Here is a 25,326-nt window from a genome sequence, read left to right as displayed (position 1 = left end):
CCGCCATGTCCTGCTGCCCTGGTGAAGAAGAAGTGGACGTCCTGGTCCTGCTCGATGATGACCGCACGGCCGAGCTGGCCATGCTGCTGAAGGCGCTGGCCCATCCGGCCCGCATCCAGCTGCTGCGCCACCTGTCGAGCTATGGCCAGTGCTACTTCGGCAGCCTGGCCGATGTGGTGGGCCTGGCGCCGTCCACCACCTCGCAGCACGTGAAGGTGCTCAAGGAGGCGGGCCTGATCCTGGGCTCCGCCGAGGAGCAGCGCACCTGCTACTGCATCAACCCTGCGCGGCTCGCCGAGCTCAAGCAACTGGTCCAGTCCCTGTGAGGAGGCCGAGGCCTCTTCTTTTTGTCATGAATATTCGTTAATCTACGAAATACGAAGGAGATCCCCATGGCTGATTCCACATCCTCCTCTGCATTCACGGTGGCCGTGATCGGTGCCGGCCCCATCGGGCTGGCGGCCGCTGCCCATCTGGTCGGGCGCGGTCTGGCGGTGGAGGTCTTTGAGGCCGGATCCGGCGTTGCCGCGCATCTGCAGTCGTATGGCCACGTGCGCCTGTTCTCGCCCTGGCGCTACAACGTGGACACGGCGGCGCGTGCGCTGCTGGAAAGCACCGGCTGGGCCATGCCCGATCCCGATGGCCTGCCCACAGCCGGCGAACTGGTGGAGCGCTACCTGGGGCCGCTGGCGGCGCACAGGGCGCTTGCGCCGCGCATCCATTTCGGCCACCAGGTGCTGGGCATTTCGCGCGCGGGCTTCGACAAGGTCAAGACGGCTGGACGGGAGCATGCGGACTTCGTGCTGGTGGTGCAGACCGCCGAGGGGGTGCAAGAGATCCAGGCCCAGGCCGTGATCGACGCGTCGGGCACCTGGGGCCAGCCCAATCCCATGGGCATCCATGGCTTTGCGGCCCTGGGCGAGCGCGCTGCCGGGCAGCACATTGCCTATGGCATGCCGGACATCCTCGGGGCTGCCCGTGGGCGGTATGCAGGCCGCTCGGTAGTGGTGGTGGGGGCGGGCCATTCCGCTGCCGGCAACCTGCTGGCGCTGGCCGCATTGGCAGACGACGAACCTGGTACCCGCGTGCACTGGGCGGTGCGGGGCAAGGACCTGCGCAAGACCTTCGGCGGCGGCAGTGCCGATGGGCTGCCGGCGCGCGGCGCCCTGGGCACCCGGCTGCGCGACCTCGTCGGGCAGCAGCGCATCGTCCTGCACCTGGGCTTTGGCGTGCAGTCCGTGGAGCGGGTCGCGGGCCGCATGACCGTGCGCGCCATCGATCCGACCGTGGCCCCCGTGGAGGGCATCGACGAAATCATCGTGGCCGCGGGCTCGCGCCCCGATCTGTCGCTGGCGCGCGAACTGCGCACGCGCCTGGATCCCTGGATCGAAAGCACCGAGGCCCTGGCCGACCTGATCGACCCCAACCTGCACAGCTGTGGCACCGTGCGGCCCCACGGCCACCGGGAGCTGGCCCATCCGGAGCCCGGCTTCTATGCCATCGGCGCCAAGAGCTACGGGCGTGCGCCCAACTTCCTGATGGCCACGGGCTATGAGCAGGCGCGCTCGGTGGTGGCCGCCATTGCCGGCGACTGGGTGGCGGCGAACCAGGTACAGCTCGACCTGCCGCAGACGGGCGTGTGCTCGGTGGACCTTGCCGAACCGCCAACGGGGCAGGTTTCGGCTGCCTCGGCTTGCTGCGGTGGCCCCGCCGTGCAAGACACATCGGCCTGCTGCGCGCTGGATGAGGCGCAGAAGGCCCAAGGCAGCGCGGGGTGTGGCTGTAGCTCGGCGGTGGCGCCCGCAGCGGCCAAGGCCGCACCCTTGCCGCAGGTGGCGCCAGCCAGGGCGCCATGCTGCGGCTGATGTCCATCTCGGCCGTGGCATAAGAAAGAGGAAACCCATTGCAACGCCTTCAATCAGCAACCACCGTCGCCCGCCTGGGCACGGCCCAGACCCTGGCCTGGGCCTCGACCTACTACCTGCCGGCCATCCTGGCCGTGCCCATGGCACGGGACATGGGCATCTCGGTGGCCATGGTGTTCGCGGCCTTCTCCTGCGCACTCGTCGTCTCTGCGCTCCTGGGGCCGTATGCGGGCCGCAGCATTGACCGCTGGGGTGGCCGGCCGGTGCTGATGGCCACGAGTGGCGTGTTTGCGCTCGGGCTGGCCGCTCTGGCCATGGCCCAAGGGCCGTGGAGCCTGTTTGCCGCCTGGGTGCTGCTCGGCATCGGCATGGGCAGCGGGCTGTACGAGGCCGCGTTTGCCGCACTGGTGCACCTGCACGGCAAGAACGCGCGCAACTCGATCACCGGCATCACCTTGATCGCCGGCTTCGCCAGCACGGTGGGCTGGCCGCTGTCGATGTGGATGGAGTCGCAGTGGGGCTGGCGCGGTGCCTGCTGGGCCTGGGCTGCGCTGCACCTGGTGCTGGGGCTGCCGCTCAATGCGTGGACGCCGCGCAGGGCGGCGGCCGAGGCAGCCCCCGTGGGCACGGCAGCCGGCGCCGCAGCGCCTGCGGCCGATGCGGCGCCTGCCCATGCCCGGCGCGCCACGGTGCTGCTGGCCTTTGTGTTTGCCGCTACCTGGTTCACCAGCACCGCCATGGCGGCGCACCTGCCGCGCCTGCTGCAGGAGGGCGGCGCCACGCTGGCCACCGCCGTGGCCGTGGGCGCCCTGGTGGGGCCGGCGCAGGTGGCGGGGCGCCTGCTGGAGTTCGGCCTGCTGCGCCACGTGCACCCGCTGCTGTCCGCGCGCCTGGCGGCGCTCATGCACCCGCTGGGCGCTGGGTTGCTGGCCGTGGCCGGGGCACCGGTGGCGGCGGTGTTCGCGCTGTTCCATGGCGCGGGCAACGGCATCCTGACGATTGCCAAGGGCACGCTGCCGCTGGTGCTGTTCGGCCCGGCGGGCTACGGGCATCGGCAGGGGCTGCTGATGGTGCCGGCGCGCATCGCGCAGGCGGCAGCGCCATGGCTGTTCGGCCTGTGCCTGGACCGGCTGGGGGCGGGGGCGCTGTGGGTGTCTGCCGGGCTGGGTGTCGCGGCCTTCCTCGCGCTGCTGGCGGTGGCATCACCAGCCGGTGCCGGGCCCCGCGCACGCGAAGCCTAAGCCGGCTTGTTTCCGCCCCATGCGGCGCACTGGATGACAGTGCGGTAGCCATCGGGGTCTTCGAAGGTGCGGCCTGACTGGCCCCAGTAGGGGTTGAAAGACGGCACCTCTACGAAGCCTGCACGGCGCATGGCCTCGCAGCGTGCCCGCCAGGCTTCGGGCTCCGGAACATAGAAAACCAGCAGGTCTTCAGGCGTCGGTGCCGGTACGACCGGGTGGCTTTTGCAGACAGTGAACTCGCAGTGAAAGCCGGCGCCGGGAGTGCCGAGCATGGTTCCGTCAAAGCCGTCGTGGTCGGTGAAGCTGCCCAGTTGCTCCATTGCGAGGCCTTGCGTGTACTGGGCCACCGAGCGGGCCAGATCGCTCACGGGGCGTGCGATTCGAAGATGGATATGCATGGGTGGGCAGAGGGAAAAAGGCTGGCACCGCCCTGGCATGCCAGGGGCCACCGCGCTTCATCGTCGCGGGGCCTGGGGTGACGCGCCAGGCTCAGCGCAGGCGCGCTTCGAGCTGGGTCTCGATGTGCTCGCGTTCGGTGTTGAACTGCAGGGCGGTGATTTCGCTGGACTCGTACTTGCGCGCGGTGGAGAGCAGCAGCACGGTGTTCTCCAGCCGCGTGTCCTGCTGCATCGAGGGGGGCAGGGCGGTCAGCCGGTCAAAGCTCTGCTTGTAGAACTCGCTCCACATCAGCGCGCCGGCCTGGGCTTGCGCCCTGGCCTGGTCGTGCCAGCGGGCAAATTCGTCGAGCGAGCCTTCGCGGGGGCTGGAGCAACCTGCCAGCAGGGCCGACAGGGAGAGCACCAGGGTGGTGGCCAGAACGGCCGGGCTTTGGTGGCCAGGGGTCAGGAAACGTGGGTTCACGGTATTCCTCCTACGGGTGTGCAGCGCCGGAAATTCCGGTGTGCGCGCCAGATGGTACTCTCGTGCTCCTCTTTTTGCCAGCAGGCTCCGCACCGGCGTTGCGTTGGCGCCTTGTTTGGGGGGTGATTTGCGCGTGCCCGGCGCGCGAAAGGCTGCTGGACACCCAGGTGGATGGAAAGCCTGCAGCGAATGCGCAGGCAGAGGATCCACGAATCGCGGCGAATACCAGGGCACCCGCAGGGCCCCTGGGCTCACGCACCACGTGCATCCTTACCCGGGGAATCCTTGCGTGAGGATCTGCTCCACACCGCCGGGCAGGCGGACCATGGAGTCCACCGACTGCACCATGATGTCGGGCATCAGCAGGGTTGCCGCCGCCAGGAAGGCCAGCACGACGGTCGCCGCAAACGCGGCAGCGGCACGCATGCGGGGAGGCAGGTGATGGAATTTCATGGCACGACTCCTGGTGGGTGAAAACAATCCGGGGCAGGGGCCTCAATGACCCCAACCAGCCTCAATGGCCAGTGGTTTGATTTCAGCAAAGTGTCCCAGTTCCGTGTGTAAGACAACAGCGATTCATGAGGTCTGTGACGGCTGTTACGGGTGGTTGCGTGCGGGTGCCAAAGGCGGCTGCGCCTTCCTGAAATGCGGTGGGTTCTTGCCCACCTGCAAGGCCTGCAAACACGCGGTGGCTGCAGCTGTTGCAGATGCTTGCAAGCGGCCCCTTGTCTGGGCCTGGGCACGGCATAAAACCGCCCGTCAAGGCAGTGCAGGCGCCGGCATGTAACGCGATGCGTCACGCCGGCGGGAAGGGGGAAAGAGAAGGCGCCACATGCTGCGGGGGCGTGGCGCCAGACTGTGGCACCTTGGGTGCGGATGGCTGGTGGTCGGGCCTGTGATGACAGGGGTTGTGCGCGGGGAAAAAAAGCATGGCTGCCGGGTTACGGGTGGCTAGCAAAAAAAGACCCTTCGAGACTGAGGTCCCGGGAGTCTCCCCACGATGAAACCTATTTCGTCAGAATCAGCTTTCCGAGCTTAGTGGTCTTGAGCTGGTAGACCGAGCCGTTGTGCAGGATGTTCACGACCTTGGCCGTGCCCAGCATGGTGGCGCTGTTGATGCTGCGCAGAAAACCTGCAGCTGTCGACTCGGCCGGCGCCTGCGCCGTCGCATCATCGGCAACTGCCGACGCGCGCGGCGCCACGGGGCGCTGCAGTCGAAGGACGGGGCGAGGCATGGCAAGTGTCGACATGGTGTGCAGGAATCGGTTGGTTGGTGGACTGGGTAGCGGGTGCTGTTCTGCGGTATGGGTGAAGTATAGGGTATTAAATGAGAATGTGTCTCATTAGCTTTTGAAACAATAGGTAAATCTGCAGAGCGCGAAGCACCTGCGGCAGCGCTCAGGCGGTGGCTTTGCGCAGCGCGCCGAGCCCATAGGCTTCGCCGAACTGCTGCACCGACATGGGCCGGGCGAAGAGATACCCCTGGGCCTCGCCGCAGTGCTCGCTGCGCAGGCGCTCGCACTGCGCCTGTGTCTCCACGCCTTCGGCGATGGCCTGGAGGTCGAAGCTGCGCGCCATGTCCAGGATGGCGCGCACCACCGAGGCCTCGCGCCGCGACTGCAGCATGCCCTGCACGAAGGCGCGGTCGATCTTGATGCGCGTGAGCGGGTAGGTGGTGAGCAGGCTCAGCGATGCGTAGCCGGTGCCGAAGTCGTCGAAGGCGATGCCCACGCCCTGGTCCCGCAGGCGGCGCAGCATGCCGGGCACCACGTCGTCGTGGTCGAGCACGATGTTCTCGGTGATCTCCAGCTCCAGCGCATCGGGCGGCAGGCCGTGGCGCGCCAGGGTTTCCATGACCTCGGCGGCCAGGTCGCCCACGCGGAACTGCACGCCGAACAGGTTCACGCCCACGCGCAGGGTGGGCGCGCCGTTGCGCCGCCAGTAGGCCGCCTGCGCGCAGGCCTCGTCCAGGATCCACGAGCCCACGCTGGCAGCCAGGGGCCCGCCTTCCAGCGCGGGCAGAAAGGCGGCCGGTGCCAGCAGGCCGCGCTGCGGGTGCTGCCAGCGAATCAGTGCCTCGGCGCCCGAGAGCGAGCCGTCCTCCAGGTGCACCTGGGGCTGGTAGAACAGCACGAACTCACCCTGGCCCACCGCCCGGTCGAGCTCCATGCCGTACAGGCGCCGCGCCACCGCTGCCATGCGCAGGGCGGGAGCGAAGACGAAGCTGCGCCCGCGCCCCTCGGCCTTGGCCTGCGACAGCGCCAGGTCGGCGTTGCCGACCAGTTCCAGCGCCTCGTGGGCCTGCAGGGGCGCCACGGAGACCCCGCAGCTGGCACCCACGCGCACCTCGTGCCCGGCGATTGTGATGGGCTGGTGGATGGCGCTGATGGCGCGCTGGGCCAACTGGTTGGCGGCATCGGGGTCAGCCACGCCGGGCAGCAGCAGGGCGAACTCGTCGCCCCCCAGCCGGGCTGCAATGGGGCCGCGGCTCTGGTGCGCCTTGAACAGTGCGTGGCCTGCCAGCCGGGCCAGCCGATGCGCCACCTCCTGCAGGATGCCGTCGCCCACGGCATGGCCCAGCGTGTCGTTCAGGTCCTTGAAACCATCGAGGTCCAGCATCAGCACGGCGGCAGCGGCATCCGGCAAGGGGCCGAGCAGAGCCTCCTGCACGCGACGGTAGAAGCAGGCGCGGTTGGCCAGGCCGGTCAGCGGGTCGCTGTTGGCCTGGCGGCGCAGGTCGTCCTCTTCGCGCCTCTGTGCCGTCAGGTCCCTGAGCACCGCCTCGAAGCGCAGGCGCCCGTTGTGGCGCCAGATGAACAGCGCAATCCCCAGCATGAAATGCGTACCGTCCTTGCGCCGCCCGCACACTTCGGTGGGGATTTGCAGGTCCTGCATCGAAGCCGCTTCTACCGCGCGCGCAATCCCCTCGCGCAGGGTGGCATGCTCCTGCTCGGCCAGCAGCAGGTCCAGCGGCTGGCCCACGCATTCGGCCGGGTGGTAGCCGTGCAGTGCGGCGGCGGCGGTGTTGATGGCCACGACGCGCCGCTGCTCGTCGAACCAGACCACCGGCGTGGTGGAGTTGCCCGCGTACTCGTCGAACGAGGGCCGTGTGCGCTCGGATGAGGTCTCGATGCGGTGCAGCTCCAGCCGGTCGGAGGCCATGCGCGCCAGCTCGCGCAGGCGCTCCTGGTCTTCCGCGCTGAAGTCGTCGTGCGGGCGGTCATCGAGCACGCACAGCGCGCCCATGGCATGGCCCTCGGGCGAGAGCAGGGGCACACCGGCGTAAAAGCGCACGTTGGACGGGCCGGTGACCAGGGGGTTGTCGTGAAAGCGCTCATCCTGCAGCGTGTCGGGCACCACCATCACGCCGCCTTGCGCAATGGCATGGGCGCAGAAGGAGACGTCGCGGCCCATGTCCAGTTCGCCTGCGCCAATGCTGGCCGCGAAGAACACATGGTCGCTGCCGATCATGTTCACGGCCGACACGGGCATGCCGAACATGCGCGCTGCAATGCGTACCACCGGGTCCAGGCTGGGCAGCGCCTGTTCGCGTTCGAGGCCATGGTCTGCCAGAGCCTGCAGCCGCGCCTCCTCGCTCTGCAGGGTAGGGGGGCACTTCATGCGAGCCTCCAGGTAGCGTGGCCAAGTCTCCGCCCCCGGAGACGCGTGCCACATCCCCAAAATAACCGCTTGTCGTGGTCCGCGCTGTAAGACGGCGCTGACAGAATCGACCGGTTCCGGGAAAGTTAGTGATCGTCCTGAACTTCTACCACGGGCCGTTCAAAACACCGCCATGTTTATTGCCACGGGCGGCTGCGGGGGCCTACGAGTTCCAGGCCGATATCACGAAGCGCAACTGCCCACGCACGCCGGGGTGCGCCGGCTTTTGCGTGCCGCGCCCGTCCACGGTGTAGCTGTCGAACGGGATCGCCACCTCCACCCGGCCGTCGCCCAGCGGCTGCACGTCGAGCACAGTCTGCGCCTGCACCATGCCCGTGCCCTGCCAGGAATACTTCACCTTCCAGGGCGTGGCGTCGTTGGGTGGGGGCTCCATCTCCAGGATCAGCGCGTTGCGAAACAGGTAGCCGCCCTCGTAGTGCTCGTTGATCCACAGACGCTTCTCGATCTCGTAGTCGGGCGCGCGCACGCCGAACTCCAGCCCATAGGCCAGCGAGCGGCGGCGCGGGTTCACGCGCGCGCTGTTGGCCAGGAACACGCTGGACAGGTAGTGGTGGCGGTCGCTCTGCCAATTGGCGTGGGCCATGCAGGCCACCGAGTCCTCCTCGGCGGTGCGCCGGGTCAGGTACCACAGCTTGCCGCGCGGCGAGGCGCGCAGCTCCATCTGGTAGAGCGCGTTGACCTGTTGGCCCGCGTCCACCTGGGCCTGCACGGCCGTGGGCAGGCGGATGTCCTCGATGTCCACCCACAGGTCCACGCGCACGTCGCCGAACAGGAAGCGCGCCAGGTTCTGGAACGCCTCCTCGCTGTTCACGATGCCGAAGAAGCCCGAGTGCGCCCGGTAGGCGAACGCCTTGGCACAGGGCTCGCCCACGCTGCCGTCGGCGTTCAGGCCGTGCAGCGTGGCGTTCTCGATGCGCACCAAGCCGTCGCTGCCGTTGCCCACGAAGGTGCGCGACAGGCCGGCCGCGGCCTCGTAGTCCAGGCGGTTGGTGCCCACCATGCAGAACACCCGGCGTGACGGAAACCGCGCTTCGGGCAGCAGGTCCACGCGCTGGTGCGTGGCGTAGGCGGGCGCCAGGTCCAGGTACTGCACCATGCGCTGGCTGCGGTTGAAGTTGCTGATGTCCATGGCGGAGAGCCAGGCCGGCGCGTTGATGCCCGCCACGTCGATGCCGTTGTGCGGCGTGGCGTAGGTGAAGAACTTGTCCACCTGGGGCCGCATGCCTTCAGGGTCCAGCGCCGGGTTCTGCAGCATGGCCCGGCACACCAGACCGCCCATCGAATGTGCCACCAGATAGCAGCGAAAGTCCGCAGGCGCTACCGCATTCGCCGGGTTGGCGCAGACCAGCTCGCGCACGCGCGCCAGCAACCGGCTCAGCTCCTTCGCAAAGCCCTCGATGTCCGGCGTTTTGCCATCGCCCAGCAGGGTCGAGGCGCTGTCGTAATAGCGAAAGATGATGATGCTCTGTCCCGTGAGCACGTGGCCCGTGGGCTTGCCATCGGCCGTGGTGGCCCACTCGGGGTCCACGATGTCGTAGCCGTCCTCGTAGGCATCGGCATAGCCGTACTCCGACGCCAGCCGCACCAGCGGCGACTCGAACACGTGCTTGCGCGGCTTGCTGCGCCTGTCGGGCACGGCCCGGTGCACCGTCGAGCCCACGTTGAACCCGCAGAACGGGTCGGCCGTGGTCTGGTCGATCTCGCCCTGCGTCATGGCGTAGCCACGCACATAGACGATGGGGAAGTAGGGGGCCTTGTAGGTCGCAGCAGGCATGTCGATCGCGCTCCCGGTGGTGCATCCGCCGCAGGCGGACTGCAGGTGCGCGATGGTCTGTGTGCGCGCGCGGCGCGTCAAGAGAAATAGTGGCCTGGCCTGTGAGCGCAGTGCCGTGCAATTCAAAACTAGCCAAGCACCCCCTGTTTCGAATAATGCGTACAACACCCAGCAACCGGGAGCAAACCCACCATGGCACGGCGCACCAAAAACAGCCCCCTGGAAGACACCATGGACCTCATCGCCCTGCTGCCCTGGTGGGCAGGCCTGGGGCTGGCAGTGCTCAGCTACCTGCTGCTCAGCCAGCTGGCGGCGTCTTTGAGCCAGCCGGCCCCGCCCCGGCCCGGCCAGATCGGGGCCATGGTGCAGGGCGCGCTGCTCGGCGGCCTGGCGACGATGGCCCAGTACGTGGCGCCCGTGGTCTGCCTGGGCGGTGCAGCGCTGTCGGCCTGGCGGCGCCGGCAGCGCCGGGCCCTGGTGGACGCGGTGGCCCAGGCGCCCGCTGCAAGCACCATCGACGGCATGTCCTGGACCGAGTTCGAGATGCTGGTGGGCGAGGCCTACCGGCTGCAGGGCTTTCAGGTGGCCGAGACCGGCGGCGGCGGGCCCGATGGCGGCGTGGACCTGGTGCTCACCCGGGGCGGCGAGAAGTTCTTCGTGCAGTGCAAGCAGTGGAAGGCCTTCAAGGTGGGTGTGGAAACCGTGCGCGAACTCTACGGCGTGATGGCCGCGCGGGGCGCCACGGGCGGCTTCGTGGTGACCTCGGGGCGCTTCACCAACGACGCCAGGCTCTTCACCCAGGGGCGCAACCTGCAACTGGTGGACGGGCCGCGCCTGCTGGCCATGCTCCAACAGGCGCAGCAGTCCCGCTCAGCGGTGGCGGCGGTCATCGCCGCCCATGGCGGGGTGCACCACGAACCGCCGGCCCCCCCGCCCGTGCCATCGGCCCAGTCCGCCGCAGCCGCCCCGGCCGGCGCCCCTGCCAGTGCCAGTGCCCAGCCCGGTTGCCCCAAGTGCGGCTGCGGCATGGTTCGCCGCATCGCGCGCACGGGCAACAATGCCGGGGGCGCATTCTGGGGCTGCTCCACCTTCCCGGCATGCCGCGGGGTGCGGCAGGTGGATTAGGGTTGACCTGAGCGGTCTGGCTGGGCTGGTGCTGAGATATCGGACAGGGACGCGGCGACGTCCAGGGCCTCACCGCGCTCCTTCACCGCCACGTCGCCCAGCGACAGAATGCCCACCAGGCGCTGGTCGCCGTCCAGCACCGGCAGGCGGCGAATCTGTGCGCGCGACATCTGCTGCAGCGCGGCATCGATCGATTCGCCCTCGCGGGTCGACTCCACGTCGCTGCTCATCACGTCCTTGAGCTGGGTGGTTCCGGCATTGCCGCCCTGCGCCACCGAGCGCAGCACGATGTCGCGGTCGGTCACCATGCCCACCAGCCGATCACCTTCGCACACGGGGATGGCCCCCACGTTGAGCTCTTCCATGGCCTGGGCCGCCAGCACCACGCTGTCGGTAGGCGCCAGGCTGCGCACGCCACGGGTCATCACGTCGGATACGGTTGTCATGCGGGTTCTCCTTGAGGGGCAAAGGGTCCAATCTATGCCGGCGCTGCGGTGGCGTCTGTAGGAGCACAAGCTTTTCGCACGCGCTGCATACAAGGCTGCTGCCTGACCCCGCGAGATGGGCGACGGGCGCGCTCATTGCCTACACGCCGCTGTCTTGTCCGCAGGTACAAATGGCCCAGACACTGCCCCTACCCGCCATGAAACTCTCCACCCTGTTCGATATCTGCAAAAAGACCGCCATGGCCTGGGTGGACGACTACGCCCCCAGCATGGGGGCCGCCATCTCCTACTACACGGCTTTTTCGATTGCGCCATTGCTGGTCATCGTGATCGCGATTGCGGGCTATGTGTTTGGCGAGGAGGCCGTACGCGGGGCGCTGCAGGGCCAGATATCGGGCCTGGTGGGCAGCGATGGCGCGGCCGCCATCCAGGGCCTGGTCAGCAGCGCGCGCGAGCCCACCGAGGGCGTGGTCGCCAGCGGCATCAGCATCGTCTTTCTGGTCGTGGGCGCGACCACCGTGTTTGCCGAGATCCAGAGCGCACTCGACCGCATCTGGCATGTGCCCGAGAAAGCCAAGCCCAGCGGCCTGTGGGGCCTGCTGCGCGCGCGCTTCCTGTCGTTCGGCCTGATCCTGGGGCTGGCCTTCCTGCTCATGGCATCGCTGGCCGTGAGTGCGGCGGTAGCCGCATTGGGCACCTGGTTCTCGGCGCTGCTGCCGGGTTGGGAGATCGTGCTGCAGGGGCTCAACATGGCCCTCTCGGTGGTGGTCGAGACCCTGCTGTTCGCCATGATCTTCAAGCTCATGCCTTCCACGCGCATTGCCTGGAGCGACGTGTGGGTGGGGGCCGCCGTCACGGCGGCGCTGTTCGAGCTGGGCAAGGTGCTGATCGGGCTGTACGTGGGCAAGGCCGGCCTCAGCTCCACCTATGCCGCGGCCGGCTCCATCGCCATCATCCTGATCTGGGTGTACTACGCGGCGCAGATCTTCCTGCTGGGCGCCGAGTTCACCAAGGTGTATGCCACCGAGTACGGCTCGCACCGCGATGCGCCCAAGACCCAGGCACCCGAAACCCCGGTGAAGAGCGAGGACCCCGTGCCCGAAGCCACGCACCCGCCCATGGGCTTGCCTGCCGACCCGGTCCCGGTTGCCGCGCGGGGCGGTGGCCATGGTGAAGATCTTCCTTTGGCCACCCGCATCGCCCTGGTGGCCTTGGTCGGAGGGCTCTTTGCCGCGCGCGCTGCCGCCGTGCAATGGATCGATGGCAGAAAGCGGCGCGTGCGCGCCGGCCAAGGCTGACGCTGCAGCTACCGGCGCCCGAGCCTGGCCGGTCACTCGGTGGGTTTCGGGATTTCCAGCGGAAAGAATTGCTGCCTAAAGCGCCGAGGCAATTGCCGCAAGGTGTCTTGCCGCGAGAGCGGCCACTGCACATGCGCACTGGTGTGCTGCGGCGTGGCTGCAACCGTGCTCACGGCGCGCTTCTTGTGGCGCTGGAGTGCATGCGCCAGTACCAGCATTCGCGCAGCACCCTGCGGTCGGGGCCGGGCAGATCGCCGGGCACCGTATCCCCAGGCTCGAATTCGACCTCGATTTCCACGCTGCAGTATTCGGGTACGGTCAGGTAGTGCTCTGCGGCGTAGAGGGCCTTGGCCCATACGAGCGCTGCGTGGACTTCCGTGTCCGAGAACACCCATCCTGGAATGTGGAGCCCCGAGTTCACCATGGAGTGGTCGCGCCACGCCATGTAGGGATGCTCTTGCGCCTCGTCGCAAACCCTGCGCGCCGCAGCGACGGCGGCATCGGCCATGTCCTGGCTTTTGGCATCTTCCGGGTAGGTAAGGATCAGGCGCATCCACGGGACTCCGGCAATAGGGCGGCTGAGCGGCATCCGCGCTCGTACGGGCCTGGCGCGCCATCTTTAAGAAGGGGCCCGAAGGCCCCCTGCGCAGAACTTATGCGGGCGCGAGCTCGGCTTCCATCAGCTCGGTCTTGCGCGCCTCGAGCGCATCGCGCATGGACACCAGGTCGAGCTTCTTGGCCGCGCGGGCCTTGGGGAACATCTCGTTGCGCTCTTCCTTCACGTGGTGGTCGATGTACTCGCCCAGCACGATGACCTTGGCATCGAACTGCTCGTCCACCTCCGTGGCGGCCTCGATCTGCGCGATCAGGTCCTTGGCGGTCTGGTGCTCCACCTCGGCTTCGGCCAGCAGGTCGGTTTCCTTGATGGCGGCGCGCACGGCGGGGTAGAAGATCTCTTCCTCGATCTGGGCGTGCACGGTCAGTTCCTTGCAGATCTGCATGGCCAGTTCCAGGCGCTTTTGCTTGGCAGCGCGGGCCTTCGACTCCATGAGCTCCTCGTACTCCTTGAACATTTTCTTGACGGCCTTGTGGTCTGCATCGAGCAGGTCGCAGGCATCTTTCTCGCGGCGGGCTGGGGTGGTGGTGGGCATCGTGGGCTCCGTAGATAGTGGGGCCTTGATCATTGGGCGGCGGGCGCGCCGGCACTGTAGGTGCAGCCTCGCAGCGCACGTAGGAGCAGCAGCAATCGGCGGCAATCGGGGCGTGCGCACTGCTGCGTGCTGCTTGCGTTCGCGCTGCCGGCTGGCATGGCAAAAACCCGGGGCAGCACCAGCCTTTCTGCGCCCTTAAACTGCAACCATGCTGCCCCTATCCAACGCAAACCCTGGTTTCCCCGCCGACTTCATCCCGCTGCAAGGCACGCGGCAGGACTGCGAGGACTGCGGCAAAGGGGAGAAGCTGGGTTTTCAGTTCGACTACGCCTACCAGCCCATCGTGGACCTGGAGCGCCGCACAGTCTTCGCGCACGAGGCCCTGGTGCGCGGGCCGGCAGGCGAGGGCGCCATGACCGTGCTGTCCCAGGTCAACGACGGCAACCGCTACCGCTTTGACCAGGCCTGCCGTGTCAAGGCCATCAAGGGGGCGAGCGAGCTGGGCATACGCGAGCCGGTCTCCATCAACTTTCTGCCCAACGCCATCTACAAGCCCGAGGTCTGCATCCGCACGACGCTGGAGGCCGCCCGCATCCACCACTTTCCGCTTGACCAGATCATCTTCGAGGTAACCGAGGGCGAGCGCGTGCAGGACGGGCCCTGGTTCGCATCCATCTTGCGCGAGTACAAGCGCTGCGGGTTCAAGACCGCCATCGATGACTTCGGGGCCGGGTATGCGGGGATGAAGCTGCTGTCCGACTTCCAGCCCGACATCATCAAGATCGACATGGACCTGGTCCGCAACGTGGACGCCAACCGGGCGCGCCAGGCCATCGTGCGCAGCCTGGTGTCGCTGTGCAAGGACATGGACATCGAGGTGGTTGCCGAAGGCATCGAGACGCCCGCGGAGCGCGACTTTCTGCGCGATGCAGGCATCCACCTGATGCAGGGCTACCTGTTCGCCCGGCCGGCCTTCCGCTCCATCGCCCAGGTGGACGCCTCCCTGTTCGGCGCCCGGTCTTGAAATTCCGGCGGTGATTTCCTATCATTTCCCCGGCCTCGCGCCACCCCTGCCACGAGCACTAGTCTCACCTTCCAAGAAAGGAGTTTGACCATGAATTCGCATTCCCCATCTCCCTCTTCGGGAGCAGACCGTGCCAGCCGTGGTGCGGCCCGGCGCAGCGGTTCATCGCTGCGCTACCTGTCGCAGCTGCAGACCGACGCCTATCTCCTTGCGCGCGAGGCACTGCGGCGGGTGCAGCGCACGTCCACGCTCCTGGAAGCGGGCTTGCGCGCGCCCGAGCGAGCCGGCGCCCAGGGAGACGGGCGCCAGCTGCACTGAAATGCGCAAGCCTTTACCACGCCATTGAGCGGCTGTGCCATGAAAATCGCCCGGACGAAGCCGGGCGGATCGTTGTGCTGCAAGGGCAGCGCAGGCTGTCAGGCCAGGTGCAACGCAATGGCACCGCCCCGTACCGCGTCGGACTTGGGCAGCTCGATGCGCAGCACCCCGTCGCGGTAGCTGGCCTTGCTGTTGCAGGCATCCACCGCCGCCGCAAGCGACAGGTCGCGGCGCAAAGGGCCACAGGCATACCGCGTGATGTGCCAGCGGCCCACAGCGCCGGCCTGGTGGATGCGCTTTTCGCCCCACACGGTGAGCACATGGCCATGGAGCTTGATGCGCAAGTCCTCACGGCGCATGCCGGGGGCCTCGACGCGCACGACCACCTTGCTGGGGCCATCGAAGATGTGCGCCGTCGTGAAGGCCCATCCCCTCAATCGCGGCACTGCGCTGAGCGGCGCTGGCGGCCCGCGCCGGTCGGTTTTGGCTGGCGCTGACCAAAGGCGCGCGAGGGCGCTTCTGGCCCGGCTGGCGACCTTGTTCCATGCTTGCCACAGCGCACTGCCGGCCTGTCCAGCGCCTTGGGCGGCTTGTTCTGCAATGGGGTTCATGTTTCCTCCTTTCTGAACAAGACTGTCATTGCAATCTGCGTCGGCCTCGCCCTCAACCTGCCGTCACGGCGATCCTGCGCGGTTGCGCATGCGCCTGCTTGGGGATGCGCAGGCACAGCACGCCGTCCTTCAGGCTGGCCTCGATGCGGGCCGTGTCCAGTTCGCGGCTGAGCGTGAAGCTGCGGCGGTAGCGCGGCACCCGCAGCTCGGCGTAGATGGCCTCCAGGCCGTCGGCTGCGTGGGGCCGCACGCTGCCTTCGATCAGCAGCGATTCGCCCTCGACCTTCAGCTCCAACTGCTCCTTGGGTACGCCGGGCATGTCGGCCAGCAGCGTGATGCCGGCGCTGTCCTCGAACACGTCCACGGCTGGGAGCAGCGCGCGCTGCGGATCGCGGTCGGCCGCCGCCGAAGTGGATGCAGGCGAAGAGGTGGTGGCCACTTGTTTCTGTTCGCTCATGATGGTTCTCCTGGGGATGCGATGGGGGTCATTGCACGGTGATGCGCCTGGGCTGGGCCGACTCGCGCCGCGCGATGCTGATCTGCAGCACCCCGTCGCGGTAGCTGGCATTCACCTGGGCCGGGTCCACGTCGTCCGGCAAGGACACCGTGCGCGTGAACGAGCCCACGCTGCGCTCGCTGGCATACACCTGCACCTTGGGGTCGGCCGCGGGGATGCCGGACGCGCGCTCGCCCGCAATGCGCAGCACGCCCCGGTCCAGGCTCACGTCGATCTTCGAGGCCTCCAGCCCCGGCGCAAAGGCATACACCTCCACGCTGGTGGGGGTGCGCCCCACATTGATCGCAGGCAGCGTGCCCGCGTTGACCGAGCGGATGCTGCTGGGCAGCCCCGGTGCACCGAAAACGTCATCCAGTTCGCGGCGCAGCCGCTCGAATGGGCCGAACAGGCTGCTCGGTTGACTCAACAACGATACATACATGGTGTGTCCTCCGTTGGGTTGAATGACACCGGCCGGAGACCGCCCCCCGCCGGTTCGATTGCAGAAATAGAGCCTCCTCAAGAGGTTTCAAGAGGGGATTTTTGTTGCTGCCCCGGGCACCGTCTGGAGGTCCATCGACGAAAGTCGGGACGAAAAAAAACCGGCTCGAAGGAGCCGGTTTTTCGCACAGAGCTACTGGATCAGTAGCGGCCGCCGCCGTAGCCGCCCGTGCCGTAGCCGGTTTCCTGGCGGTTGCCCGAGGTGTAGCCACCGGCGCTGTAACCACCGGAGCCACCGCTGCGCTCTTCACGAGGGCGCGCCAGGTTCACGACGATGGAGCGACCGTCGACGGACATGCCGTGCAGTGCGGTGATGGCCGCCTGGGCGACTTCGGCAGATGCCATTTCCACGAAGCCGAAGCCCTTGGAGCGGCCGGTTTCGCGGTCCATCATGACCTTGGCCGAGGTGACGTTGCCGAACTCGGAGAAATTGCTTTCCAGGGTCGAGTCGGTCACGGAATAGGGCAGGTTGCCCACATAGATTTTGCTGCTCATGAGAAGAGCCTTTCGGAGTGAAGGCGCGCAACGAGTGACGCACCGTTGGGGAGAGGGGTGTGCGGGCCGCAAGCCGGCCGCAACGGGAGGGGGTGGATGGCGTCTGCGGTCAGCAGAGCATCAGCACGTGGGAGGGTGCGGCATGCACGTTTGCAGCCAGCCCTGGGTGACGGCATAGAGCCGGGCGGCTTCGCGCGAGGCAAAGGCTTTGTCGAAGCGGAACACGCGGCAGTAGCTGCCGTTGCCCTGGGATCGATGGACCGAAAATGAGGCGCGGAAGTTGCCGCAGTCGGTCGGGTGTGTCGCGGGCGATACGACGAACTTGCCCATGGAAATGGCGGTTTTTGGAATCTGGTTCAGTCAGGATCACAGGCCCGTAAGCCTGCGTGAGCATCAACAAACGCGGTTGGCTGCAGCTCTACAGACCAACACGGGCGACAGAGGTCGCAAAAGGCGCAAGCCGAGGGCGGGGAGCCATCCGGCGAGCGTTGCGGTGCAAGCTTTCGTCAAGAGCCTTCACTGCAACAGCCCCGATTATATTGCCTTTTTTTATTAAATTGCAAATTTATATTCTTTTTTTCCATGAAGGCTTGGGTGCGGAAATTCTCCCGTCCCAAGCCGCTTTCACGTTACCCGTGCAAGACGGGGTCTGTGCGCTGACTGCAGGGCGCCGGGGACGCTCTGTGGGCTGTAGGCGCCCGAGTGGTCTGCTGCGCCACCGCCAGCGACCTGGAACACCGCCACGAGCTCGGCCAGGCGCCGGGCCTGCTCGCGCAGATTCTCTGCGGCCGTGGTGCTCTCGCCCACCAGAGCACCGTTTTGCTGGGTCATCTGGTCGAGCTGGGTAACCGCCACGTTCACCTGTGAAATGCCGTCGCTCTGCTCTGCGGCAGCGGTGCTGATCTCGCCGATGATGCCGTTGACGCGCTGAACGCCCTGGACGATTTCATCCATCGTCGCGCCTGCATTGGCCACCAGTTGGGTGCCTGAATCCACCTTCTCGACGCTGTTCTGGATCAGCGACTTGATCTCCTTGGCGGCGGCGGCACTGCGCTGGGCCAGGCTGCGCACTTCGGATGCCACCACCGCGAAGCCGCGCCCCTGTTCCCCCGCCCGCGCGGCTTCGACCGCCGCATTGAGGGCCAGGATGTTGGTCTGGAACGCGATGCCATCGATCACCCCAATGATGTCGGCGATCTTCTTGCTGCTGTGGTGGATGTCCTGCATGGTGCTGACCACCTGCTGCATGACCTCGCCGCCCTTGGTGGCGGTGCCGGCCGCTGCCGTGGCCAACTGGTTCGCCTGGCGAGCCGAGTCGGCGCTCTGGCGCACGGTGGCGGTGAGTTCTTCCATGCTGGCCGCCGTTTGTTCCAGGCTGCTGGCGGCCTGCTCGGTCCGGTTGCCAAGGTTCTGGTTGCCGCTGCTGATGTGGTCGCTGGCGACGCGCAGTTGCTGGATGTTGTCGCGCACTGCCGACACCAGTTCGTGGAAGCGCTGCTGCATGTCCCTCACCGCCACCATCACACTGCTGGTATCCCCCGGCTTCACATGCACGGCGACCGTGAGGTTGCCCTGTTCCATGGATTGCACGAGCGCCCGCACTTCGCTGGGCTCTGCCCCCAACTCGCGGCCGATGCTGCGCGAGACCGTCACCGTGGCTGCCACGCTGATCAGCACGGCCAGCAAGGTGATGGACAGCATCACGCCGGTGAACTGGCTGGCATCCTGGTTGGCGGTGTTGCTGTTCTTGATGATGCGGGCTTCTTCGTAGTCGATCAGCCTGTTGGCGGCTGCCAGCCACTGTTCATACTGCGGCTTGGCTTCGGTCCAGAGCAGGGCCTCCGCGCCGGCGCGATCGCCCGCCTGCATGAGTGCCACCACTTTGCCGGTGGTGGCCACGGTGCGTGCCTCTATGTCCTTGAGTGCCTGCACCATGGGCCCGACCTCCGGGGGGACCTGGCTGGCTGCCTTGAGTACCGCATCGAGTTGGGCGCCCGACTGGGCGTAGAAATCTGCCAGCCGCGCAATGGATTCGACCTCCTTCCTGCGCGCCTCTTCGCTGGGCGCCAGCACCACATCGCGCACGGCGATGGAGCGGTCATGGGCCGAGCCCCGAAAGTTGATGGCTGCGCGCTGGATGGCTGCGTTCTGCGTCGCATTGGCGGTCAATGCGCTGTCGATGCCCCGCGCGATGATCACGCTGTAGATCGACATGCCCAGCAAGGCCACGATCACCAGGCCAAAGCCGGCCATGAGACGGTGACTGATTTTCCACGTATGCATTGAAGAGTGCCTCAGAGGGGAATGGTGACGACGAGGGAAAAAACCGCATGTCGACAGCGCGTCGGCTGTCGCATGGGCATTTACATTTCATCACGAATTTACCAACTGGTCATAAAATGACTGATTGGTAAATTCTATTTACCCGATAGTAAGGGCACAGCCATTGGAGCGCTGCAAGGCGCGTGGACGCTCGCGCAGGGGCTGGAATCCACCTACTCCAGCCAGCGCACGTTCTGCAGGATCTCTTCGAAGAAGCTGCGCAGGCTCGCTGTGCTCATGGTGTAGGGGTCGAAATCCGCCGTGCCCGAGTATTTGAGGAACAACTGCCGGTTGGTCTCCAGGGATGCGATCAGCCCCATGGACCAACCCGTGAAGCGGCGGTGCGGGATTTCGCTCATGTCCAGGATCGCCGTGTCGCGGTGGCGCTCATCCTTGAGCAGTCGGTGGTACAGCGCATTCACCGCAGTGCGGTCGCCTTCGAGCAACTGCAGAAAGATGCCGTTGTTTAGGGCGTGTCATCAATCATTTCACCCCCGCGAAAGCCTGCAGCGCGGTGCAATGCAAGGCGCCCTGAGTGCCGTGTAGCACGGCTACACAAGCGAAGGGCAACGCCGCAATGCGCTGCGCTGCAGGCTTTCCCTGCGGGCTGGCCCCGGCATGCGGCGTCTGCTTTGTCGCTCGGCTTGCCAATAGCCCGCTATTGGCTGCGCCGCGCTTCGCGCATCCATCCGCATGCCGGGGCCAGCGCGGGGGCGAAATGATTGATGACACGCCCTAGGCGCAGCGCACCCGTGATGCCCGCGCGGGTGTTGTTGCGCTGCGATGCACCCAGGATGTCCTTGACATCTGCGGGCCCCAGAACGCGCGAGCAGCGGCTCGCGTAGATCAGTTGTATCAACATGTTTGCCTCCGAGGCGCCGAGTGTGTCAGCCCTGGGCGACAAGGTGGTGCGGGGCGCGAATACCCCGCCAATCCGCTCGCCATTGCACGCAGGGGATGGATGCCCGTTTGGCTTCGAGGGTGTTCAGGGGCTTTGCATCCCGCCGGGCGCCGCTTCGGGCGATCGTGTAACGTCCCGATACTTTTACAAGGTGCTGCGTCCCATGGAAACACCGTCTCCCGTTCCCGCAGACGAAGCCAGCATCCTGGCGGCATTGGCGGATCCAGGCCGTGTCGCGGCGGTCCGGGACACCGGCCTGCTGGACACCCCGCCCGAAGAGAGCTTTGACCGGTTGACCCGCCTGGCGGCCAGGCTTACCGGGGCCCCCGTCACCTTCGTGTCGCTGGTGGATGCGAGCCGGGACTTCTACAAAAGCGCCTTCGGCCTGGGCGAGCCGCTGAACACCACACGCCAGCTGGAGGGCCGTTCGTTTTGCCACCATGCCATGGTGTCCGATGGGCCGTTGGTGCTCGCGGATGTCACGCAATTGGCGGGCTTTTGCGACGTCCCCACCGTCCGCTCGCTGGGGGTGCGGGCCTATGCCGGCATTCCTCTGGTGACTGCCCAGGGGCAGGTGCTGGGCAGTTTCTGCGCGGTGGACTTCAAGCCCAGGCAATGGACCGAGACCGACGTCGAAGTCCTGACCGAGCTGGCCCATTCGGCCATGCGTGAAATCCAGCTGCGCAGGGCCGTGCGCGAATCGGACGCGCTCAACGCGCGCCTGCTGGAGCAACTGCAGCGGGTGGACGAACTGAACCGCGCCCTGGCCGAACTGGCCACGACGGACTCGCTCACCGGCCTGCGCAACCGGCGCGCGTTCGACCACAGCCTGGCGCTGGAGCTGGCCATCGTGGAGCGCCACCGTTCGCCGCTGAGCCTGCTGATGCTGGACGTGGACCACTTCAAGCGCATCAACGACCGCCTGGGCCACGATGCCGGGGACCAGGTGCTGCAGATGATCGGGCAGGTCCTGAGCGCGGGCGCCCGGGTCATCGATATCGTTGCCCGTGTGGGCGGGGAAGAATTCGCCGTACTGCTTCCGAACACGGGCGCGCAGGGCGCCTTCGAGGTGGCCGAGCGAATGCGCCTGGCAGTGGCCCAGGCGCCAGGGGCCCACGGCGGCGTGACCATCAGTATCGGCGCGGTCACCCTGCAGGACGGGGAAGCCGCCTGCAGCCTGTATGCCCGGGCCGATGCGGCGCTGTATTCGGCCAAGGAGGCGGGCCGAAACAGGGTGGCCCAGGCCTGAACCATGTGAGAATCCCGCAGGTCTCTCTTTGCTGTATTGCCAGGATCTCGCCTGGAACCTGCCCTCGGCACCGTGCACCAGCGTGCGTTTTCGGCCCCTTGCAACCCACTGTGTATGTACAGCGCTCCACCTCCTGCCACGCCTGTCGAGCCCACGATCCCCGTACGCCAGGCCTTCGCCCGATTCGACTGGTCCGCCACGGCACTGGGGCCCGAGCATGCCTGGCCGCCCAGCGTCCGCGTGGCGGTGGACCTGATGCTGCGCTCGCCCGTGCCCATGGCCATGCTGTGGGGGCACGAAGGCATCCTGCTCTACAACGATGGCTATGCCGCCATCGCCGGCGCACGCCATCCCGAGATACTGGGCATGCCTGCGCGCCAGGCCTGGCCCGAGGCCGAGGCTTTCAACGACCGCGTGATCACCGAATGCCTGGCGGGCGGCACGCTGAGCTTTCGCGACCAGTTTCTCGTGCTGCACCGCAACGGCGTGCCGGAAGAGGTGTACCTGGACCTGGACTATTCGCCCATCCCCGACGGGCAAGGCCAGCCGGTGGGGGTGATGGCCATCCTTACCGAGACCACGGCCAAGGTCCAGGCCGAAAGGCGCGTGCAGGGCGAGCGCGAGCGCCTGGGCAGCATGTTCGAGCAGGCCCCGGGCTTCATGGCCCTGCTGCATGGGCCGGAGCATGTGTTCGAGCTGGCCAACCCGGCCTATATGCAGCTGGTGGGGCACCGCCCGGTGCTGGGCAAGCCGGTGCGCCAGGCCCTGCCGGAGATTGCAGGGCAGGGCTTCTTCGAACTGCTCGACCAGGTGTATGGCAAGGGTGAGCCATTCTTCGGCACGGCGCTGCCTGCCACGCTGCAGCGCCCGCCCGACGGCGCGTACGAAAGGCGCTACATTGATGTGATGTACCACCCGCTGCGCGACGCGCAGGGCCAGGTGGCCGGCATCTTCGTGCAGGGCTCCGACGTGACGCCGCGGGTTCTGGCCGAGGAAGAGGCGAGTCGCCGAGAGGCGCAGTTCCAGGTGTTTGCGCAGGCCATGCCCAACCAGGTGTGGGCGGCCGGGCCGGACGGCCTGCTCGACTGGCTCAACGACAAGGTGCCCGAGTACAGCGGGCTGCTGCCGGCCGCACTGCTGGGCGCCGGCTGGGCCCGCATCGTGCACCCCGACGACCTTCCCCAGGCTGGTGAGAAGTGGGCCCAGGCACTGGCCAGCGGCGTGGGCTATGAAACCGAATTTCGACTGCGCCGGTCCGATGGGACCTACCGCTGGCACCTGGCGCGCGCCGTGCCGCTGCGCAACGAGGGCGGCAGCGTTGTGCGCTGGGTGGGCACCAACACCGACATCGAGGAGCAGCGGGCCGCCGCCATGGCGCTGGCCCACCTCAATGAAAACCTGGAGCGCGAAGTGGCCGAGCGCACGGCCGAGCGCGACCGCATGTGGCGCCTGTCCACCGACGTGATGCTGGTGGCCGATTTCGAGGCCACGGTGCTGTCCGTCAACCCTGCGTGGACCCGTTTGCTGGGCTGGCAGGCCAGCGAACTGCTGGGCCGCAGCTTCATGGACCTGGTGCACCCCGATGACCAGGCCGCCACCCTCGACGAGATGAGCGGCCTGGCGCGCGGTGTGACCACCTTTCGCTTCGACAACCGCTACCGGTGCAAGGATGGCAGTTACCGCGTGCTGATGTGGACCGCCGTGCCGGAGGCCGGCGAGATCCACGCCGTGGGCCGCGACGTGACCGCCGACCGCGCTGCCGAGGAGGCGCTGCGCCGCACCGAGGCTGCCCTGCACCAGTCGCAGAAGATGGAGAGCGTGGGCCAGCTCACGGGGGGCGTGGCGCACGACTTCAACAACGTGCTGCAGATCATCTCCGGCAACCTGCACCTGCTGCGCAAGAACCTGGCCGCCGACGAGGCGGCGCTGCGCCGAATCAACGGCGCGCTGGACGGCGTGGCGCGCGGGGCCAAGCTGGCCTCGCACCTGCTGGCCTTTGCGCGCAAGCAGCCGCTGTCGCCCGTGGTGCTCAACGCCGGGCGCCTGCTGCGTGAGCTCAACGACATGCTGCGCCGCGCCCTGGGCGAGGCGGTGGAGCTGGAGACGGTGGTGGCCGGCGGCCTGTGGAACACCCTGGCCGACGCCAGCTTTCTGGAGAACACGCTGCTCAACCTGGCCATCAACGCCCGCGATGCCATGCAGGGCCATGGCCGCCTGACCATCGAGGCCGGCAACGCCAGCCTGGACGATGCCTATGCACTGGCGCACGGCGACGTGGTGCCTGGCCAGTACGTGATGATCGCCGTGTCCGACACCGGCTGCGGCATGTCCGAAGACATCGTGCAGCGCGTGTTCGAGCCCTTCTTCACCACCAAGCCCGAGGGCCACGGCACGGGCCTGGGCCTGTCCATGGTGTACGGCTTCGTCAAGCAAAGCGGCGGCCACATCAAGATCTACAGCGAGGTGGGCCACGGCACCACGGTGCGGCTGTACCTGCCCCGGTCGCTGGAGTCCGAACTGGCTGCCGGGCTGCAGCCTTTGGTGGAGGTGGAGGGGGGCACCGAGACCATCCTGGTGGTGGAGGACGATGCCCAGGTGCGCGAGACCGTGGTCGAGCTGCTCACCGACATGGGCTACAAGGTGCTCAAGGCGCCCGACGCGCACAGCGCCCTGGCGGTGGTGGAGAGCGGCGTGCAGATCGACCTGCTGTTCACCGACGTCGTCATGCCCGGCCCGCTGCGCAGCCCCGAGCTGGCGCGCAAGGCGCGGCTGGTGCAGCCGAACATCGAGGTGCTGTTCACCTCGGGCTACACCGAGAACTCCATCGTGCATGGCGGGCGGCTCGATGCCGGGGTGGCGCTGCTGAGCAAACCCTATGCGCGCGAAGACCTGGCGCGCAAGCTCAGGCAGATGCTGGGCGCCCGTGAGCATCCCGAGGGGTGAATGGCGACCCGCCCAAGGTTGTTTTGGTGCCAGTGCGCGTAGGACAGCGCCGCGAAGAGTGCACGGGTCGCGTCCCGGCCCTGTTTAGGCTGTACCCTGGTGCTACAAATTTTTACGACAACCCACGCAAGGGCATGAAGGCCTCGCGCACACGGATCCACCGATTTCATGAACAACCTGACCACGTACATCCTTGACGCGCTGCAAGCCCCCCACAGTGCGGCATTGATACAGGACTGGATCGCCGAGGCCCGCACCAGCAACCCCGACCTGGCGAAGTCCGCCACGGCAGACGCCACGGAGGTGGTCGCTGCCTTTGGCGCATCCTTGCAAGGGGGGGCCGACGTCGAGTCCTTTCGCGACCCCCGCTGGTCGCCGCTGCAGCAGGTGCTTTCTGCCCTGTCGCGCTCGCGTGCGGCGCAAGGCCAGACCGCGGGTGACACCAGCGTGTTCGTGCTCGCGCTCAAGAAGCCTTTGCTCGGCGGGCTGCAGACGCGGGCGGCGGGGGGCGACAGTGCGCAGCTGATGGCTGCGTTCTGGGGCCTGACAAAGCTGGTGGACAGCATGGCGCAGTTCACAGCCACCACGTTCCAGCATGCCCGCGAGGAGATCATCAACCGCCAGCAGGAAGAGCTGCTGGAGCTGTCCACCCCCGTCGTCAAGCTGTGGGAAGGGGTGCTGGCGGTGCCCATGATCGGTACCCTGGACAGCAACCGCACCCAGATCGTCATGGAGACCCTGCTGCAGAAGATCGTGGAGACCGGCTCCGAGCTGGCGATCATCGACATCACCGGCGTGCCCACCGTGGACACCCTGGTGGCCCAGCATCTGCTCAAGACCGTGACGGCCATCCGCCTGATGGGGGCCGACTGCATCATCAGCGGCATCCGGCCGCAGATCGCGCAGACCATCGTGCACCTGGGCATCGACCTGCAGGGCATCAGCACCAAGGCCAGCCTGGCCGACGCCCTGTCGCTGGCACTGCAGCGCACCGGTTGGCGCGTGACGCGCCAGGCCTAAGCCA

27 protein-coding genes are annotated in these 25,326 nt (G+C 67.2%); 10 read left to right on the top strand and 17 right to left on the bottom strand.

Going from position 1 to position 25,326, the window contains the following annotated elements; translation table 11 throughout:
- The first annotated feature begins 5 nt into the window (after nt 1-5).
- The 3 genes from U5N23_RS15505 (at nt 6) to U5N23_RS15495 (ending at nt 3,106) form a co-directional block, all read left to right on the top strand.
- On the top strand, nt 6-326 hold the full coding sequence (locus U5N23_RS15505; protein WP_322593679.1) for a metalloregulator ArsR/SmtB family transcription factor: 321 nt from the start codon (nt 6-8) through the stop codon (nt 324-326).
- A gap of 66 nt (nt 327-392) precedes the next feature.
- On the top strand, nt 393-1,865 hold the full coding sequence (locus U5N23_RS15500) for an NAD(P)-binding domain-containing protein (protein WP_322593678.1): 1,473 nt from the start codon (nt 393-395) through the stop codon (nt 1,863-1,865).
- A 38-nt stretch (nt 1,866-1,903) separates the two neighbouring features.
- Nucleotides 1,904-3,106: an MFS transporter gene (locus U5N23_RS15495; RefSeq protein WP_322593677.1), complete on the top strand. Its 1,203-nt coding sequence runs from the start codon at nt 1,904-1,906 to the stop codon at nt 3,104-3,106.
- Here the strand turns inward: U5N23_RS15495 and U5N23_RS15490 are convergent.
- The 6 genes from U5N23_RS15490 to U5N23_RS15465 form a co-directional block, all read right to left on the bottom strand.
- Nucleotides 3,103-3,504 (bottom strand): VOC family protein, encoded by a 402-nt coding sequence (locus U5N23_RS15490; RefSeq protein ID WP_416208616.1) that lies wholly within the window; start codon nt 3,502-3,504, stop codon nt 3,103-3,105. The genes U5N23_RS15495 and U5N23_RS15490 overlap by 4 nt on opposite strands.
- 91 nt (nt 3,505-3,595) lie before the next feature.
- Nucleotides 3,596-3,967, bottom strand: a complete 372-nt coding sequence (locus U5N23_RS15485) for a hypothetical protein (protein ID WP_322593675.1) — start codon at nt 3,965-3,967, stop codon at nt 3,596-3,598.
- A gap of 270 nt (nt 3,968-4,237) precedes the next feature.
- A complete protein-coding gene (locus U5N23_RS15480; protein ID WP_322593674.1) occupies nt 4,238-4,420 on the bottom strand; it encodes a hypothetical protein in 183 nt (60 codons plus the stop codon).
- Between the two features lie 554 nt (nt 4,421-4,974).
- Nucleotides 4,975-5,217 carry a hemin uptake protein HemP gene (hemP, locus tag U5N23_RS15475; RefSeq protein WP_322593673.1) on the bottom strand — a complete coding sequence of 81 codons (243 nt, stop codon included), beginning with the start codon at nt 5,215-5,217 and terminating at the stop codon, nt 4,975-4,977.
- Between the two features lie 148 nt (nt 5,218-5,365).
- Complete coding sequence (locus tag U5N23_RS15470; protein ID WP_322593672.1) at nt 5,366-7,588, bottom strand: putative bifunctional diguanylate cyclase/phosphodiesterase; 2,223 nt, start codon at nt 7,586-7,588, stop codon at nt 5,366-5,368.
- Between the two features lie 202 nt (nt 7,589-7,790).
- Nucleotides 7,791-9,422, bottom strand: coding sequence for a hypothetical protein (locus U5N23_RS15465; RefSeq protein ID WP_322593671.1), 1,632 nt, complete (start codon nt 9,420-9,422; stop codon nt 7,791-7,793).
- 192 nt (nt 9,423-9,614) lie between these two features.
- Here U5N23_RS15465 and U5N23_RS15460 point away from each other — a divergent pair, with 192 nt between their 5' ends.
- Nucleotides 9,615-10,547: a restriction endonuclease gene (locus U5N23_RS15460; RefSeq protein WP_322593670.1), complete on the top strand. Its 933-nt coding sequence runs from the start codon at nt 9,615-9,617 to the stop codon at nt 10,545-10,547.
- Here the strand turns inward: U5N23_RS15460 and U5N23_RS15455 are convergent.
- Nucleotides 10,544-10,993, bottom strand: coding sequence for a CBS domain-containing protein (locus tag U5N23_RS15455; RefSeq protein WP_322593669.1), 450 nt, complete (start codon nt 10,991-10,993; stop codon nt 10,544-10,546). The genes U5N23_RS15460 and U5N23_RS15455 overlap by 4 nt on opposite strands.
- 197 nt (nt 10,994-11,190) lie before the next feature.
- On the opposite strand from U5N23_RS15455, the gene U5N23_RS15450 reads away from it, so the two are divergent.
- Entirely contained in the window at nt 11,191-12,291 is a 1,101-nt protein-coding gene (locus U5N23_RS15450) for a YihY/virulence factor BrkB family protein (RefSeq protein WP_322593668.1), read from the top strand.
- Between the two features lie 169 nt (nt 12,292-12,460).
- On the opposite strand, the gene U5N23_RS15445 is transcribed toward U5N23_RS15450, so the two are convergent.
- Nucleotides 12,461-12,844: a hypothetical protein gene (locus U5N23_RS15445; RefSeq protein WP_322593667.1), complete on the bottom strand. Its 384-nt coding sequence runs from the start codon at nt 12,842-12,844 to the stop codon at nt 12,461-12,463.
- A 100-nt stretch (nt 12,845-12,944) separates the two neighbouring features.
- Nucleotides 12,945-13,442, bottom strand: a complete 498-nt coding sequence (locus U5N23_RS15440; RefSeq protein ID WP_322593666.1) for a hemerythrin domain-containing protein — start codon at nt 13,440-13,442, stop codon at nt 12,945-12,947.
- 208 nt (nt 13,443-13,650) lie between these two features.
- Here U5N23_RS15440 and U5N23_RS15435 point away from each other — a divergent pair, with 208 nt between their 5' ends.
- Both U5N23_RS15435 and U5N23_RS15430 read left to right on the top strand, forming a co-directional pair.
- On the top strand, nt 13,651-14,466 hold the full coding sequence (locus tag U5N23_RS15435; RefSeq protein WP_322593665.1) for an EAL domain-containing protein: 816 nt from the start codon (nt 13,651-13,653) through the stop codon (nt 14,464-14,466).
- Nucleotides 14,467-14,556: 90 nt separating this feature from the next.
- Nucleotides 14,557-14,784 (top strand): hypothetical protein, encoded by a 228-nt coding sequence (locus U5N23_RS15430; RefSeq protein WP_322593664.1) that lies wholly within the window; start codon nt 14,557-14,559, stop codon nt 14,782-14,784.
- Between the two features lie 98 nt (nt 14,785-14,882).
- Here U5N23_RS15430 and U5N23_RS15425 read toward each other — a convergent pair whose 3' ends face one another.
- The 8 genes from U5N23_RS15425 to U5N23_RS15390 all read right to left on the bottom strand — a co-directional run bounded on the left by U5N23_RS15425 (nt 14,883) and on the right by U5N23_RS15390 (nt 20,071).
- Nucleotides 14,883-15,395: an Hsp20/alpha crystallin family protein gene (locus U5N23_RS15425; RefSeq protein ID WP_322593663.1), complete on the bottom strand. Its 513-nt coding sequence runs from the start codon at nt 15,393-15,395 to the stop codon at nt 14,883-14,885.
- Between the two features lie 52 nt (nt 15,396-15,447).
- Complete coding sequence (locus U5N23_RS15420) at nt 15,448-15,852, bottom strand: Hsp20/alpha crystallin family protein (RefSeq protein WP_322593662.1); 405 nt, start codon at nt 15,850-15,852, stop codon at nt 15,448-15,450.
- A gap of 28 nt (nt 15,853-15,880) precedes the next feature.
- On the bottom strand, nt 15,881-16,333 hold the full coding sequence (locus U5N23_RS15415; protein ID WP_322593661.1) for an Hsp20/alpha crystallin family protein: 453 nt from the start codon (nt 16,331-16,333) through the stop codon (nt 15,881-15,883).
- Between the two features lie 200 nt (nt 16,334-16,533).
- Nucleotides 16,534-16,887 (bottom strand): RNA-binding protein, encoded by a 354-nt coding sequence (locus U5N23_RS15410; protein ID WP_322593660.1) that lies wholly within the window; start codon nt 16,885-16,887, stop codon nt 16,534-16,536.
- Between the two features lie 120 nt (nt 16,888-17,007).
- Nucleotides 17,008-17,217: a hypothetical protein gene (locus U5N23_RS15405; protein ID WP_322593659.1), complete on the bottom strand. Its 210-nt coding sequence runs from the start codon at nt 17,215-17,217 to the stop codon at nt 17,008-17,010.
- Between the two features lie 294 nt (nt 17,218-17,511).
- Nucleotides 17,512-19,170 carry a methyl-accepting chemotaxis protein gene (locus U5N23_RS15400; protein WP_322593658.1) on the bottom strand — a complete coding sequence of 553 codons (1,659 nt, stop codon included), beginning with the start codon at nt 19,168-19,170 and terminating at the stop codon, nt 17,512-17,514.
- Between the two features lie 212 nt (nt 19,171-19,382).
- Nucleotides 19,383-19,667, bottom strand: coding sequence for a BLUF domain-containing protein (locus U5N23_RS15395; RefSeq protein ID WP_322593884.1), 285 nt, complete (start codon nt 19,665-19,667; stop codon nt 19,383-19,385).
- Between the two features lie 200 nt (nt 19,668-19,867).
- Nucleotides 19,868-20,071 (bottom strand): BLUF domain-containing protein, encoded by a 204-nt coding sequence (locus tag U5N23_RS15390; protein ID WP_322593657.1) that lies wholly within the window; start codon nt 20,069-20,071, stop codon nt 19,868-19,870.
- Nucleotides 20,072-20,273: 202 nt separating this feature from the next.
- Between U5N23_RS15390 and U5N23_RS15385 the strand changes: the two genes are divergently transcribed.
- From U5N23_RS15385 to U5N23_RS15375, 3 genes are all read left to right on the top strand, one after another.
- A complete protein-coding gene (locus U5N23_RS15385; RefSeq protein ID WP_322593656.1) occupies nt 20,274-21,359 on the top strand; it encodes a sensor domain-containing diguanylate cyclase in 1,086 nt (361 codons plus the stop codon).
- Nucleotides 21,360-21,473: 114 nt separating this feature from the next.
- Nucleotides 21,474-24,302 (top strand): PAS domain S-box protein, encoded by a 2,829-nt coding sequence (locus U5N23_RS15380; protein ID WP_322593655.1) that lies wholly within the window; start codon nt 21,474-21,476, stop codon nt 24,300-24,302.
- Between the two features lie 168 nt (nt 24,303-24,470).
- Nucleotides 24,471-25,322 carry an STAS domain-containing protein gene (locus U5N23_RS15375; protein ID WP_322593654.1) on the top strand — a complete coding sequence of 284 codons (852 nt, stop codon included), beginning with the start codon at nt 24,471-24,473 and terminating at the stop codon, nt 25,320-25,322.
- Nucleotides 25,323-25,326: the final 4 nt, after the last annotated feature.

Origin of the sequence: Acidovorax sp., from assembly GCF_034519795.1 — a bacterium.
In the GTDB taxonomy this organism is placed as follows: domain Bacteria; phylum Pseudomonadota; class Gammaproteobacteria; order Burkholderiales; family Burkholderiaceae_C; genus Acidovorax.
This window is presented reverse-complemented; position numbering and strand designations above follow the sequence as displayed.

What these genes read in the sequence shown, in the direction of transcription:
- U5N23_RS15505 (WP_322593679.1), top strand. Translation starts at nt 6, where the DNA reads ATGTCCTGCTGCCCTGGTGAAGAAGAAGTGGACGTCCTGGTCCTGCTC.
- U5N23_RS15500 (WP_322593678.1), top strand. Translation starts at nt 393, where the DNA reads ATGGCTGATTCCACATCCTCCTCTGCATTCACGGTGGCCGTGATCGGT.
- U5N23_RS15490 (WP_416208616.1), bottom strand. Translation starts at nt 3,504, where the DNA reads ATGCATATCCATCTTCGAATCGCACGCCCCGTGAGCGATCTGGCCCGC.
- U5N23_RS15480 (WP_322593674.1), bottom strand. Translation starts at nt 4,420, where the DNA reads ATGAAATTCCATCACCTGCCTCCCCGCATGCGTGCCGCTGCCGCGTTT.
- hemP (WP_322593673.1), bottom strand. Translation starts at nt 5,217, where the DNA reads ATGTCGACACTTGCCATGCCTCGCCCCGTCCTTCGACTGCAGCGCCCC.
- U5N23_RS15470 (WP_322593672.1), bottom strand. Translation starts at nt 7,588, where the DNA reads ATGAAGTGCCCCCCTACCCTGCAGAGCGAGGAGGCGCGGCTGCAGGCT.
- U5N23_RS15465 (WP_322593671.1), bottom strand. Translation starts at nt 9,422, where the DNA reads ATGCCTGCTGCGACCTACAAGGCCCCCTACTTCCCCATCGTCTATGTG.
- U5N23_RS15460 (WP_322593670.1), top strand. Translation starts at nt 9,615, where the DNA reads ATGGCACGGCGCACCAAAAACAGCCCCCTGGAAGACACCATGGACCTC.
- U5N23_RS15455 (WP_322593669.1), bottom strand. Translation starts at nt 10,993, where the DNA reads ATGACAACCGTATCCGACGTGATGACCCGTGGCGTGCGCAGCCTGGCG.
- U5N23_RS15450 (WP_322593668.1), top strand. Translation starts at nt 11,191, where the DNA reads ATGAAACTCTCCACCCTGTTCGATATCTGCAAAAAGACCGCCATGGCC.
- U5N23_RS15445 (WP_322593667.1), bottom strand. Translation starts at nt 12,844, where the DNA reads ATGCGCCTGATCCTTACCTACCCGGAAGATGCCAAAAGCCAGGACATG.
- U5N23_RS15440 (WP_322593666.1), bottom strand. Translation starts at nt 13,442, where the DNA reads ATGCCCACCACCACCCCAGCCCGCCGCGAGAAAGATGCCTGCGACCTG.
- U5N23_RS15435 (WP_322593665.1), top strand. Translation starts at nt 13,651, where the DNA reads ATGCTGCCCCTATCCAACGCAAACCCTGGTTTCCCCGCCGACTTCATC.
- U5N23_RS15430 (WP_322593664.1), top strand. Translation starts at nt 14,557, where the DNA reads ATGAATTCGCATTCCCCATCTCCCTCTTCGGGAGCAGACCGTGCCAGC.
- U5N23_RS15425 (WP_322593663.1), bottom strand. Translation starts at nt 15,395, where the DNA reads ATGAACCCCATTGCAGAACAAGCCGCCCAAGGCGCTGGACAGGCCGGC.
- U5N23_RS15420 (WP_322593662.1), bottom strand. Translation starts at nt 15,852, where the DNA reads ATGAGCGAACAGAAACAAGTGGCCACCACCTCTTCGCCTGCATCCACT.
- U5N23_RS15415 (WP_322593661.1), bottom strand. Translation starts at nt 16,333, where the DNA reads ATGTATGTATCGTTGTTGAGTCAACCGAGCAGCCTGTTCGGCCCATTC.
- U5N23_RS15410 (WP_322593660.1), bottom strand. Translation starts at nt 16,887, where the DNA reads ATGAGCAGCAAAATCTATGTGGGCAACCTGCCCTATTCCGTGACCGAC.
- U5N23_RS15405 (WP_322593659.1), bottom strand. Translation starts at nt 17,217, where the DNA reads ATGGGCAAGTTCGTCGTATCGCCCGCGACACACCCGACCGACTGCGGC.
- U5N23_RS15400 (WP_322593658.1), bottom strand. Translation starts at nt 19,170, where the DNA reads ATGCATACGTGGAAAATCAGTCACCGTCTCATGGCCGGCTTTGGCCTG.
- U5N23_RS15390 (WP_322593657.1), bottom strand. Translation starts at nt 20,071, where the DNA reads ATGTTGATACAACTGATCTACGCGAGCCGCTGCTCGCGCGTTCTGGGG.
- U5N23_RS15385 (WP_322593656.1), top strand. Translation starts at nt 20,274, where the DNA reads ATGGAAACACCGTCTCCCGTTCCCGCAGACGAAGCCAGCATCCTGGCG.
- U5N23_RS15380 (WP_322593655.1), top strand. Translation starts at nt 21,474, where the DNA reads ATGTACAGCGCTCCACCTCCTGCCACGCCTGTCGAGCCCACGATCCCC.
- U5N23_RS15375 (WP_322593654.1), top strand. Translation starts at nt 24,471, where the DNA reads ATGAACAACCTGACCACGTACATCCTTGACGCGCTGCAAGCCCCCCAC.